The sequence below is a fragment of the Massilia antarctica genome, assembly GCF_015689335.1.
Lineage (GTDB): Bacteria > Pseudomonadota > Gammaproteobacteria > Burkholderiales > Burkholderiaceae_D > Telluria_A > Telluria_A antarctica.
In genome coordinates this window covers 5,280,242-5,292,924 of record NZ_CP065053.1, presented here as the reverse complement: position 1 = coordinate 5,292,924, position 12,683 = coordinate 5,280,242, and the positions used below count along the sequence as shown (strand labels likewise).

General features: G+C 65.4%; 8 protein-coding genes. 5 read left to right on the top strand and 3 right to left on the bottom strand.

Translation table 11 applies throughout. From position 1 onward, the window contains the following. Positions 1-7 precede the first annotated feature (7 nt). The gene (locus tag IV454_RS23505; protein ID WP_206088088.1) at positions 8-1,174 is read left to right on the top strand and encodes a DUF444 family protein; all 1,167 of its coding nucleotides are present in this window, start codon (positions 8-10) and stop codon (positions 1,172-1,174) included. Further along, complete coding sequence (locus IV454_RS23500; protein ID WP_206088087.1) at positions 1,171-2,550, top strand: SpoVR family protein; 1,380 nt, start codon at positions 1,171-1,173, stop codon at positions 2,548-2,550. Before IV454_RS23505 ends, IV454_RS23500 begins: the two co-directional genes overlap by 4 nt. 39 nt (positions 2,551-2,589) lie before the next feature. Here IV454_RS23500 and IV454_RS23495 read toward each other — a convergent pair whose 3' ends face one another. Continuing rightward, the gene (locus IV454_RS23495) at positions 2,590-3,648 is read right to left on the bottom strand and encodes an SDR family oxidoreductase (RefSeq protein WP_206088086.1); all 1,059 of its coding nucleotides are present in this window, start codon (positions 3,646-3,648) and stop codon (positions 2,590-2,592) included. A gap of 337 nt (positions 3,649-3,985) precedes the next feature. Between IV454_RS23495 and prsT the strand changes: the two genes are divergently transcribed. Continuing rightward, positions 3,986-6,769 (top strand): XrtA/PEP-CTERM system TPR-repeat protein PrsT, encoded by a 2,784-nt coding sequence (prsT, locus tag IV454_RS23490; RefSeq protein ID WP_206088085.1) that lies wholly within the window; start codon positions 3,986-3,988, stop codon positions 6,767-6,769. 317 nt (positions 6,770-7,086) lie between these two features. Here the strand turns inward: prsT and IV454_RS23485 are convergent, their stop codons facing one another. Continuing rightward, positions 7,087-8,778: an FAD-binding oxidoreductase gene (locus tag IV454_RS23485; RefSeq protein WP_206088084.1), complete on the bottom strand. Its 1,692-nt coding sequence runs from the start codon at positions 8,776-8,778 to the stop codon at positions 7,087-7,089. Continuing rightward, positions 8,765-9,532: an N-acyl amino acid synthase FeeM domain-containing protein gene (locus IV454_RS23480; protein ID WP_206088083.1), complete on the bottom strand. Its 768-nt coding sequence runs from the start codon at positions 9,530-9,532 to the stop codon at positions 8,765-8,767. Before IV454_RS23480 ends, IV454_RS23485 begins: the two co-directional genes overlap by 14 nt. A 306-nt stretch (positions 9,533-9,838) precedes the next feature. Between IV454_RS23480 and IV454_RS23475 the strand changes: the two genes are divergently transcribed. Then, a complete protein-coding gene (locus IV454_RS23475) occupies positions 9,839-10,780 on the top strand; it encodes an EDSAP-1 family PEP-CTERM protein (protein WP_206088082.1) in 942 nt (313 codons plus the stop codon). Between the two features lie 360 nt (positions 10,781-11,140). Beyond that, on the top strand, positions 11,141-12,670 hold the full coding sequence (locus tag IV454_RS23470) for an XrtA system polysaccharide chain length determinant (protein ID WP_206088081.1): 1,530 nt from the start codon (positions 11,141-11,143) through the stop codon (positions 12,668-12,670). Positions 12,671-12,683: the final 13 nt, after the last annotated feature.

The window sequence follows — 12,683 nt, the reverse complement described above, 5'->3', positions numbered from 1 at the left end:
AAATCGTGTGACGGCGACAATTAACACGGCATGGTACGACCTGTTCTCGCGCGGGGCGCGCGACTGGCTGCGCCACAACGCCAAAGTGCGCGAAGCGGTGCAAAACCATCTGCCCGAGCTCATCGCCGGCCCCGACCTGATCACCGGCCCGCATGAACGCACCGTCCAGGTGCCGGTGCGCCTGCTCGAACACGCCCGCTTCCGCCTCGCCGACGGCCGTAGCCAGACCGGCGCCGCCCAGGGCGTGGGCAAGACGGGCGATGTGCTGCAACCGGGTGCGCCGGAACAAGCCGGGGATGGCAGCGCGCCGGGCGGAGGTGGCAACCAGGATGGCGAGGTGAAGCTGCTGCTCGAATTGTCGATCGACGAGGTCATGGACTGGCTGTGGGAAGAACTGAAACTGCCGGACCTCAAGCCCAGAAACAGCGCGCGCATCGACGATGTGGAGCTGGTGCGCGAAGGCTGGGACAAACGCGGCGCCCGCTCGCGCCTCGACCGGCGCCGCACCATCAAGGAAGCGATCAAGCGCCGCGCCGTGCAGGCAGATCCGGTGCCCTTCACCAACGACGACCTGCGCTTCCGGCAACTGGTGTCGCGGATGCGCCCGAGCACCAGCGCGACCGTCCTGTTCGTGCTCGACGTCTCGGCCAGCATGAGCGAACACGAACGCAAGCTTGCCAAATCCTTCTTTTTCTTCGCGTTGCAAGGCATCCGCCGCCAGTACGCCCGGGTCGAGACGCGCTTCATCGCCCATACCACCCACGCCTGGGAATTTACCGAGAGCGAGTTCTTCCAGGTCTCCGGCACGGGCGGCACCATTGCATCGAGCGCGTTCCGGCTGGTGCTGGACCTGATTCGTACCGAACTCGACCCGTCCCAAAACAATCTCTACCTGTTTTACGCCTCCGATGGCGAAAATTTCGCCGAAGACCGCACGGCGGCCAGCGCCACCCTGACCGAACTGGGCAAGCTGTTGAACTACACTGGCTATATCGAAACCTTGCCCAGCGCGGTGCGCGCGCTGGAAACGGAAATGCGGCGCCTGTGTAACGAGCTGGAGCGCCGGGGCCTTGCCATCGGCAGTACCGTACTCAGCAACCCTGACGATGTCTGGAGCGCGCTGCGCAAGTTCTTCACCAGCGAAGCTGTGCACGCGGCGAAGGAGGCGCCATGAACCAGGCCGGCGCCGTCCTGGCGGACTACAGCGCGCGCCTGGAAGCGCTCGCCATCGAACTCGGCCTGGATTTCCATCCGGTGACCTTCGATCTGGTACCCGCCAATTTCATGGTCGAGATCGCCGTGTATGGCTTGCCCGTCCGAATGCGGCACTGGTCCTTTGGCGTACGCTATATTCACCAGCTGGCGCGCCAGCACATGGGCCACTCGAAAATTTTCGAAGTCATGTTCCCCGGCGCCCCCTGCCACGCGTTCATGCTTGAACAAAATTCGCTGGCCGAAAACACCCTGATCACCGCGCACGTGCTCGGGCACGCCGATTTTGCCAAGAACAATCAATTATTTTCGCGCTTCATGGCCATGGCAGGCGGCCATATCCTCGACCAGAGCGCGGCCCGGGCGCGCCGGCTCGAACGCGCACTCAGCGCCCACGGACAAGACCGGGTCGAAGCCGTGCTCGATGCCGCGCTCGCGCTCGAAACGCATATCGATGTCAATCAAGCGCTGCACCGGCCCCGCTATCCCGAATTCCTCACGCCGCACACCGGTCCAGCGCTCAACCATTTCCACGACCGCTATGCGCGCCTGCCCGGCGAGCATCTTGCACCGCCGCGCAACGATCCGCCGCAACGCACGCCGCTGCCGCCCCAGCCCGAGTACGACCTGCTGTGGTTCATCGCCCACTATGCCCCCGATCTGGAAGATTGGGAACGCGACATTTTCCTTGCAGTGCGCGAAGAAGCCTACTATTTCCATCCCATCCACGCCTGCCAGATCATGAATGAAGGCTGGGCTTCCTACTGGCACGCGCGCCTGCTGCGCGAAGCGACCTTCCTGCCCCACGATCTGTACGTGTCGGCAATTAAGTCGCATTCGGACGTGGTGCGCCCGTTCGCCAGCGGACAGCAGCTGGCCCTGTCGCTCAATCCCTACCACTTGGGTTTTTCGCTGTGGGAACACATCATCGACAAACACGGACTGGCGCAGGCAAGGCGGATTTGCCGCGAGGAAGACGACTTCGGCTTCGTGCGCAATTACCTGGACCAGGATGTGGCTGACAAGCTCGACCTGTTCGTCTATGAAACGCGCCAGGATGGCGATATCACGATCGCCAGCCGCGACATCCACCAGATCCGCGAAGCGATCCTCGCGCCCAAGTTCAACTATGGCGCGCCATGCATCGCGGTCAGCCAGGTCGGAGCCGACGGCGCCCTGGCCCTGCACCACGATTACCTGCGCGACGGTCGTGGCCTCGACCTGCCGCAGGCCGAGAAAGTGATGGAGTACGTGGCGAGAGTATGGCGCCGGCCGGTAACATTGCACACCGTCGACTTCCGCAGCGTGGTGCGTGTGCTTCCGGCGCGCAAATTTTGACCTTCCGCGGGCCAGGGCCGGCGTGCCGGGGCAATCCATTTATGCCTGTGGGGCACCGGTATGCGCGATATACCATTCCAGCGCCTCATGCAAGCCATCTTCCAGCCGGTGCGTCGGCTGGTAGCCGAGCAGGCGTGCGGCTTTGGAGATATCGGCCTGTGAATGGCGCACGTCGCCCACCCGGAACGCGCCATATTCCGGCCGGTAGTGCGCCATGTGCGGGAAGCGTTCGGCCAGCAGCGCGCGCATCATCGCGAACAGTTCATTGAGGCTGGTGCGCGCGTTGACCGCCACGTTATACACCTGGTTCACGGCCGCCGAATCGTCCACCAGGCCGGCCAGCAGGTTGGCCTGCACCGCATTGTCGACGAAGCAAAAGTCGCGGCTGCTATCGCCGTCGCCGTTGATGCGCAGCGGACGGTTGTGGATCATCGCGTCAAACCATTGGGGAATGACGGCCGCGTACTCGCCCCGTGGATCCTGGCGCGGGCCGAACACATTGAAATAGCGCAGCCCGATCGCGTCGGTCGCATAGCAGCGCGCGAACATCTCGGCATACACCTCGTTGACATGCTTGGTCAACGCATACGGCGACAGCGGGCGGCCGATATGGTCTTCCACCTTGGGCAAGCCCGGATGGTCGCCATAGGTCGCGCTCGACGCCGCATACACAACGCGGCGCACGCCGGCATCGCGGGCGGCGACCAGCATGTTCAGGAAACCGATCAGGTTGACGTCGCTGGTGAGAATCGGATCGGCGATCGAGCGCCCGACAGATCCGAGCGCCGCCTGATGCAACACGATATCGACACCCTTGCAAGCGCGCCGGCAACTGTCGAGGCAACGGATGTCGCCCTCGATGAAATCGAAACCGGCCCAGGCCGCCGCCGGCACGAGGGCGCGCACCTGGGCGAGGTTGGCGCGGTAGCCAGTCATCAGGTTGTCCAGCCCGGTGACCCGCTGGCCCAGCTGGAGCAGCATTTCCAGCAGATTCGAGCCGACGAAGCCGGCCACGCCGGTGATGAGCCAGTGATGCTGCGTCGCGCGCAGGCTGGCCTGGACTTGCTGGTAAGGGCTAGGTACGGTGGTGCTCGGCATCAAGGTCTCCAGACTGGACAGGCCGCGCCGTCGTGGCGCGCCTGAAGCGTACTGCGGCATCGCATCGGCCCGGGCCGACGTCGCGCCAATGATCGGAAAACCGGCGAACCGCGCCGGCGACAGCGGCACTCGTGCTTGCACGACCGGGTCCCGCAACACGATGGCGTCCAAGGAAATTCTACGGAGCGCCGCCTGTAAACATTTGATTTACAGCAATTTCATGCGGATCAGAACGATATTTCCACAAATGAAAAATATTGATGCCACACAAGGACTTGCCTTACCGACTCCCTACTCTGAGAGGGATGCCAGTACCCTGGCCCGTCAGGAGAATGCCATGTCCCGCTCTGTATCCCGCTGGCCGCGGCCCTTGGCCGCCATCGCCATCGCCGTTGCCATGCTGTTGGCCGCCATTCTCGGTGGCTGCAAAGAAAGCGATCCTGCCGCCGTGCTGAAACAGGCAAAGGAGCTGCGCGCCAAAGGGGATGCGCGGGCGGCGGTGATTGTGCTCAAGAATGCGCTGCAAAAAAATAGCGCCGACCGCGACGCGCGCCTGTTGCTGGGCGAGGTCTACCTGGAACAAGGCGACGCCCCCTCGGCCGAAAAAGAGTTGCGCCGCGCACGCGACCTGGGCGCGGCGCTGCCCGAACTTCCCCTGCTCATCGGCCAGTCGCTGTTGATGCAGGGCCAGTATGAACGCTTGCTTTCCGACATAGACCCGGCGGCCCCGCCAGCCCAAGGTCCGGCCATCCTGGCCTTGCGCGCTCATGCCCTGCTGGGGTCCGGCGATAGCGCCCAGGCCAGCGCACTGTTTGCGCAAGCGCTGGCGCTGCATCCCGACCTGCCCGACGCCCTGCTCGGCATGGCCCGCATGGCCGCCGCCGGCAAGCAGCAGGCCGAAGCGGCCCGGCTGATGCAGCGCGCGCTGGCTATCGATCCCGACAATATCGATTGCCTGCGCTTTAACGCCGACTTGCTGCGCGCCGCCGGCAAGCCCGATCAGGCATTGACCGCGCACGAGCGCATTCTCGCCCTGCGACCGTACAACGTCCAGGCCCGGCTCGACGTCGCCAGTCTGCACCTCGATGCCGGCCGCTTCGGGCCGGCGCGCGACGCCATCGGCGCGGCGCGCAAGCTGAGCGGCGCATCGCTGGCAGTCACCTACGCGCAGGCCATGCTCGACTTCCGCGAGCAAAAACTGGCGGCCTCGCGCGAATCGCTGCAGCAGGTGCTGCGGGTGGCGCCCGACCACTACCCGGCCATTCTGCTGGCCGGTGCGGTGGAGTCGGCGCTGGGCGCGACCGGCCAGGCCGAACAGCATCTGCAAAAGTTTCTTGCGGCTTATCCGGGCCACGTGTATGCCACCAAGCTGATGAGTTCGCTGCAGGTGCGCGCGAATGCGCCCAAGGCCGCACTCGACCTGCTCACTCCGCTGCTGGCCGACCATCCGGACGATGTCGAACTGCTGACCCTGGCCGGAGAAGCCAAGCTGAGCGCGCGTGAATACGGCGCCGCCACCACGTTCTTCGAGCAAGCCAGCGCCCTTCAGCCCCAAGCCGCCGCCTTGCGTACCTCGCTTGCGCTCAGCCGTCTGGGCAGTGGCGACACCAGCCGCGCCATCGCCGAACTGGAACGCGCCGCCACACTCGACGCCGGCGCCCCCCGCGTCGGCATATTGCTGGTCATGGCCCATCTGCGGGCGAAGAACACGGACAAAGCGCTCGCTGCCGTGCAGGAAATGGAACGGCGCGACGACAATCCCCTAGTCCAGAACCTGAAAGGCGGCATCCATCTGGCGCGCGGCGACGCCAGCCAGGCGCGCGCCAGCTTCAACCGCGCCCTGGCGCTCGAACCGCTGTATCTGCCCGCGCTGGCCAACCTGGCCCAGCTCGACCTGGCGCAGCGCAAACCGGCCGACGCCCGCAAACGCTACGAAGCGGCGCTTGCCAAGGCGCCGCGCAACCGCGCGCTGCTCGAAGCGCTGGCTGGGCTGGCGCAACGCGACGGCAGACTGGCCGAGGCCGTCGCCTGGCTCGAACGCGCCCGCCAGGCCGAGCCCGACGCGCTGCCGCTGGCCCTGCGCCTTGCCGATCTGTACGCCCGGGCGGGCGCGAAAGCCAAGGCGCTGCAACTGGCGCGCACCCTGGAAACGGCCAATCCCGCCAGTCCCGAGGCGACCGCCATGCTGGCGCAGATTTACGTGCTCAACCAGGATCTGGACGCGGCCCTCGATGCCTATGCGCGCCTCGCGGCACTGGCCCCGGCCTCGCCCATGCCGCTGGTCCGGATGGCAAGCCTGCAATTGGAACGCGGTGACGACACAGCCGCCCTCGTCTCCCTGCGCCAGGCGCTCGGCATCGATCCATCCCTCTTCGATGCACAAATGAGCGTGCTCAATATCCTGATCAGACAACAGAAATTCACGGAAGCGCGCGCCCTGGCCCGTGAGGCCCAGCAGCGCAAGCCGGACGCCCCCAACGGCTACAAGCTCGAAGGCGATGTGCTGGCGGCCCAAGGCCAGCACGCCGCCGCCCTCGCGGCCTGGGAACGCGCCTTCGAACGCCAGGCCGACGGCGCGCTGCTGATCCAGATTCACGGCGCCTTGAACAAACTCGGCCGCTCCGCCGACGCCGACGCCCGCATGGCCCGCTGGTTCGGCGAGCATCCCGCCGACGTCCCGGCGCGCCTGTACTATGCCAGCAGCAAGCTGGTCGCAAGCGATTACAAGGCGGCCATCGGCCATCTGGAAGCTGTGCTCAAGGCCGAGCCGGACAACCTGATCGCCCTCAACGACCTCGCCTGGGCGTGCCAGCAGAGCGGCGACAGCCGCGCGCAAGCCTACGCCGAACGGGCCCACGCGCTCGCGCCCGGCAATCCCGCCGTGCTCGACACACTCGGCTGGATCCACGCCGAGCGCGGCGATCTGGCCAGCGCCCTCCCCCTGTTGCGTAAAGCCAGTGCGCTCGCGCCCGCGGCCGGCAATATCCACTTTCATTTCGGCACGGCGCTGGCGCGCTCGGGCGACAAACGGGCAGCGCGGCGCGAACTGGAACGCTTGCTGGCTCAACCGCAGCGTTCGGCGCATCACGAGCAGGCCGTCGCGCTGCTGCGCACGCTGTAGGCGCGGGCCGGGCGCAGCCGTGCATGCCAACCGTTCGCCCGCATCAGGACCGCCCGGCCGGACACCGCACGCTGTGCGACCCTGGCGCGGCGATTGACGCGCCCGCGCCAGGCTGTTCGGCCCGCTTTTCCTGACCGGCTTGCCTCTGTACCGAGCCACGCGAATTCATTGCGCTGCAATCACCTCCTGTCCGCCCCGCCGGGCCGATCGTCGCCGTTCTTTCCATCCATTTTCCGGATAGCGTTGTTTGCCGACCTCGCCAATCCGTCCGGTCCGCGCCGCTGGCTGCCGATCGCCAGACCCGGCAGGCTTCCGGTTCAGCCCGCGCCACCCGCCAGCAGCCCCTTGGCGCGGCCCGGCTCGTACCGTCCGGGCGCGATCAGCCCCGCAGGATCAAGTGCCGCCTTGATCGCCGCCACCGTTTTCCAGTAGACATCGCCACCCGGATCGAGCGCCGCCATCGACTGGTTGCCAACCCGATAAGGAATGTATCCAGCCTCCATCACACTGTCGAACACCGCCTGGTAACACTCCCTGGCGCGCGCCACCTCGGCCGCATCCTCCTTGTCGTAGGCAATCGTCAGCACGGCGCCGAGCGCGCGTTCGTTGATCATGCTGAACGTGACGAACAAATCAAACCCGTGGGCGGCGAACAGCGGCTCGACCAGCGCGTGCAAGTCCAGCACATCTTGTCCGCGCATGGGCAGTACCGGCGAAATCCAGAACATGCCGCAGTTATCCAGCGCCGGATCGGCCTTGTGCGGAAAACCGGCCGGCAGTGCCTCGCGCCGTCGCCAGTACGCGCCCGCCAGGAAGCGTCCGTTCGGCTTGCCCCGATTCATGGCAAACAGCGCCTCGCCCATGCCGACCCGCGCGCGCAGGCGCACGCCAGCCCGCGACTCGCCCAGCAGGCGGGCCAGCATGCCACCCCAGCGCAGCTTGCGTTCGCTCAAGAACACCGTTCGCGCGCGCGTGCCCCGCAACGCTGCCCTGATGGCCATGCGCGCCGCCGCCACCTGCGCGGCACTCCCGTATAGCGCCCCCGACACCGTCCATGCGCCAGCCCCCGCCGCTTCGCGCAAGGCGCCACGCAACGCCGACGGCAGGCAGGACTGGTCTGGCGCCAAAGATCGGGGAAACACCCGGCCACCGGAAATGACACGCATGTCATTGCCAATATGGACGATGCTGCGCAAGGTGCCGTTCATGCGCAGGGGGCGCAGGGCGTCGACCACGGGCCCAATGTCTTCATGTTCAGACACCGTGCACAGAAAATGGTTCACGCACTCGGCGGCGGGCTGGAGCCAGATGCCGATGCGCGTGACGATGCCGAAATTCGACTGCGTGAACATCCCGTCCAGAAATGGCCCTACGCCGTAGGGAAACAGATGGGTCGCACGCGCCCGCGCATAGTGACCAAATCCGGTAGCGAGCACCTCGCCGCTGGCCAGCACGACTTGCATGCCGGACACGTGCTGCAGCCGGTTGCCGTAGGGCGAGTGCCCGAAGCCGCGTTCCAGGATATTGCCCATAAAGCTGGTGTCGGGACCGGCACCGGTGCAATCGATCCACCAGTCCAGCTGTTCGCCGCTTAAATAATCCGATAACTGTTGCTGGGTCACCCCCGGTTCGATCACGGCGTAGCCGAGTTCGGCGTCGACCTCGACGATGCGGTTCATCCTGCCCAGGTCGACGATGAGCTGGGCGTCGCCAACCGCGCAGGCATCGCCGTAACCCCAGTTGCGGCCGGTGCTGAGCGGATACAGCGGCAAGCCATGCTGCGCGGCCAGCCGCACCAGCGCCACCACCTCGGCCTGCGAGGCCGGCCGCACTACCGCCAAGGGCAAGGTGGCGCGCGCGGCCGTGCTGCGGGTGTAGCGCCGCAACCCGGCCGGGTCGTCCGTGGCATGGCTGGCGCCAACGATGGCGCGCAGCGCCGCCAGCACGCCGCGCTTCCATGCCGGGTCGCGCTCTTCGTGTCGGAATTTTTGCTCCTCAATAATACGCATCGCAGCCTCCATGTGTCTGGTAGCCGCCGTTCAGGCGCGCCGTGATGCCCAGCTCGTCATGCTCGGGAAAGAAATACGGATAGAAGGAGCGCTCCTCGCCATGCTGCTCCATCAAGCCGCCCCATTTGCGGATCTGCTCGCCCATCTCCGCCAGCGGCAGGCGCAGCAGCACGGCGGGCGCGCCCACCCGGTGGCAGGGACGCTCGCCGCCAAAGTCGCAAAAGCCCAGCATGCGCTTGTAAAACATCACGTGGCGCGGATTGACCTCGATCACGTAATCGGTGAATCCCAGCAGCTTGTGCGAGTACAGATACGAGATGTGGATCAGCGAGGCAAACACGCGTTTGGTCACGCCCTTGTCGATCGCCAGGCGCGAGGGCTCGCACAGGCGCCGTCCCTGGCGGCGCAAGGAATCGAGCTTGTCGCGAAAATTGTCATCGGCCGGCAAGCCGAATTCGCTGTCCAGGCACAGGCTCATGGTGCCGACCAGCATTCCGCCCGTCTCGGCGTACAGGGTCACCTTGTTCGGGTCGTGGTGCAGGCTGGGCTCGCAGGCATAGCCGCGCCAGCCGTACATCTTGCGGATCAGCAGGCTGGCCGCTTCGCGCCGTCCCGCTGAATTGGCCAGGCGGATATGACATGCCTGCGTCGTCTGGCCCGGATCGGGCTCGGTCGCCGTGGCGACGCCTCCGTCCGGCTCGCGCAAGCCCGCCGGCATCTCGAATGTTGCAATCGGTAGCTCGTCTTGAAACATGGCTCTCTTTCCTTCCACGTGGTCGCGCGTGCCGCCTGCCGGCCCGCCCGCAAAGTTGTACAGGTCAGACAGGGCCATCCGTACGGAAGTTCACGCTGTTCCACGCGCCATTGTTCTGGCACAAACGCGCGCCGTCGGGATTTTTGGCATGCCCGCCGCAATCCTTCTCCACTGCCGGACTGAAATGCCCAAGCCATTGATTTAATACAGAAAAAATGACTGGCACGGTTGCTGCATACAAGGCAGGCACGGCGGCGCCGCAAGCTGTCGACGCTTCCCCACTTCATCACCACCGGAGAGTTAACTATGAAACTAGTCCCGACATCACTGTTGAAAAACGCGGCGATTGCCGGCCTTTGCCTGGCCGCCATGAACGGTGCGCGCGCCGATGCATTTGCCCAGGCCGTCCTCGTGATCGACAACTTCCGCCTGCTCCATTCCAGCGGTACCGCCTTCAAGTCGACGGATTTCACCATGCTCGACGGCACCAACTCGGCCCATGCGACCGCTTCGCTCAACGATGTGGTCTTGGCCGCCAAGCCGCAAAATCGCGGCATCCTCAGCGGCACGACACCCGATGTCGCGCACCAGTTCGTCGGCTTGCCCAATGCACCGCGCGCCGAAAACAACTTCACCGCCTTTTCCGGTCCGCCGCCGGTGCCTGGCACCTTCGGCTACGCCGACCAGAACATGACCGGCAGCGCCATGACGATCGGGACGACACTGGCCGGGGTGCGCTCCGAAACACGCGCCGATGCCTCCCTGGCCACCGACGGCGAGGCCGCCGGCGACTCCGATGTCGGTACCTCGACCTCATTCAACTTCACCCTCGGCGTGGGCGAAACCATGACCATCGCCTTCGACGGCACGCCCTTCACCCAGGCCTATGCCAGCAACGGCGCCGGCATGGACACCAACGCCATCGCGCGCCTGTCGTGGACCATGAACATCATGAACATGAGCACCGGACAGCTCGTGTTCGCCTATCAGCCAGGCGAACTGAACAGCAAGGGCAATGTCAGCCGCACCGACAGCTTCCCCGGCATGTCGACCTACAACCCGGGAACGATGAGCTTTTCGGCGGTCACGCCCTGGCTCAACAAGTTCGATACCTACCAGTTGACGATCAACCAGACCACCCTGGCCAACGCCCTGCAAAACACCGTGGCGGTACCGGAACCGGGCAGCCTGGCGATCTTTGGCCTGGGCCTCTTGGGCATGTCCTTGCTAGCGCGCCGCCGCAAGTAGGCCGGATCCGGCCATGATGCAGACAACAAGAAGATGGCTTGGAGGTCCGAAGCCATCGCAGGGTCCGCAACCGCTGCAGCGCCGTCCGCGCCGGCCGGGGATGCGGGCGCCGGACGCCCGGCGGGGACCCTGATGCACGGCTCGTTGGCAGCCTGCATTTTTCCGGTCAGGAGCGCGCCTGACCGGGCTGTTTTTTTTGCACGATGGTGCCGCGGGCATCCGCTTTTGCCGCTTTTGATGGGAATCAACGCGCCCGTGATCAGCGAAATCTTACTGTTTCCTCAGACATATAATCGAACGCGTAGTGAAGCTGGCAGGAGCCCTTCCGATCGCTGCCCGACTTACGGAGACCCACACGATATGGAGGACTTCATCAGCCAGATGCTGCTGCATGCAAGGGGCATCTGGAAATATCGCTGGCTCGCCGTCGGCCTCATGTGGGTGGTGGCGTGCGCCGGCTGGGTGGTGGTGCTGCGCCTGCCGAACAATTACCAGAGTTCGGCGCGCGTGTTCGTCGATACCCAGAGCATCCTCAAGCCGCTGATGGCGGGCATGACCAGCATCCCCAACGTGCAGCAGCAAGTGTCGATCATGAGCCGTACCCTGCTCAGCCGCCCGAACCTGGAGCGCGTGCTGCGCATGGTCGACCTCGACGTCAACGCCACCACGCCGCGCCAGCGCGAAAGCCAGATCGACGAGCTGGCGGCGCGCCTGAAAATCACCGACACCAGCACCAACGATATCTATTCGATTACCTACGCCGGCGACAATCCCAAGCAGGTGCACGACGTGGTGCAGGCGCTGCTGACCATCTTCCTCGAAGGCAGCTTCAAGGGCAAGAAGGGCGATTCCCAGCAAGCCATCCGTTTCATCGACGAGCAGATCAAGAATTACGAACAGCGCCTGGTCGCGGCCGAAAACACGGTCAAGGAATTCAAGCTGCGCAACAGCGCCCTGCTGCCGCGCCAGGGCGTCGATTACGGCGCCCAGTTGGCCATCGCCAGCGATGCCCTGAGCACCGCGCGCATCGACCTGCTCGAAGCCGAGCAGGCGCGCCTGGCGATCCAGGCACGCATCAATGGCGATCCGCAGCCGGCCGGCAGCGGATCGCGTGCACGCACCGTCGTCAATCCCGACATCGATGCGCGCATTGCGGCGATCAACAAGAATCTCGACACCCTGCGCCTGCAGTACACCGACCTGCATCCCGACGTGATCGCCGCGCGCCGCCTGCTGGCCCAGCTCGAAGCGCGCAAGATCGAGGAAAGCAAGCATGCCGAGCGCGACGGCGATCCCGGCCGCTACTACAGTCCCATGCTGCAGCAGCTCAAGGTGGCCCTGACCGAAGCGGACGCCAAGGTGGCCGCCATGCGCGTGCGCGTGCACGAATACACGGTGCGCCAGGAACGCCTGCAGGAACAGAGCAATGCCGTGCCCGAAGTCGAATCACAGCTGGCCCAGCTCAACCGCGACTATGACGTCAACAAGGATAACTACGAAAAGCTGATCGCACGGCGCGAGTCGGCCAAGCTGTCGGGCGACCTGAGTTCCTCGACCGAAATGATGACGTTCCGCATCATCGATCCGCCCATCATGCCGGTCGCCCCAAGCGGCCCCAACCGCCGCCTGTTCTACAGCGGCGTGCTGGCCATCGCCCTCTGCGCCGGGCTCGGCGCGGCAGTGCTGGTCAGCCAGGTCCGTCCGACCTTCGTCTGCCCGAGCGCGCTGAGCGAGATCACCGGCCTGAACGTGATCGGCACGGTCTCGATGAGCTGGACCGATGCCGAACGGCGCAAGCTGCGGCGCGGCCAGTACCTGCTCGGCCTGGCCTTCAGCGCCCTGCTGGGCGCATATGGCGCGCTCATGGCGTCCGGATTTTTCACGTCTTAACCCGGGGAGTACA

Excerpts from the sequence above, each read along its gene's own strand:
- IV454_RS23475 (WP_206088082.1), top strand. The coding sequence starts at position 9,839 with ATGAAACTAGTCCCGACATCACTGTTGAAAAACGCGGCGATTGCCGGC.
- IV454_RS23500 (WP_206088087.1), top strand. The coding sequence starts at position 1,171 with ATGAACCAGGCCGGCGCCGTCCTGGCGGACTACAGCGCGCGCCTGGAA.
- IV454_RS23470 (WP_206088081.1), top strand. The coding sequence starts at position 11,141 with ATGGAGGACTTCATCAGCCAGATGCTGCTGCATGCAAGGGGCATCTGG.
- IV454_RS23495 (WP_206088086.1), bottom strand. The coding sequence starts at position 3,648 with ATGCCGAGCACCACCGTACCTAGCCCTTACCAGCAAGTCCAGGCCAGC.
- IV454_RS23485 (WP_206088084.1), bottom strand. The coding sequence starts at position 8,778 with ATGCGTATTATTGAGGAGCAAAAATTCCGACACGAAGAGCGCGACCCG.
- IV454_RS23480 (WP_206088083.1), bottom strand. The coding sequence starts at position 9,532 with ATGTTTCAAGACGAGCTACCGATTGCAACATTCGAGATGCCGGCGGGC.
- prsT (WP_206088085.1), top strand. The coding sequence starts at position 3,986 with ATGTCCCGCTCTGTATCCCGCTGGCCGCGGCCCTTGGCCGCCATCGCC.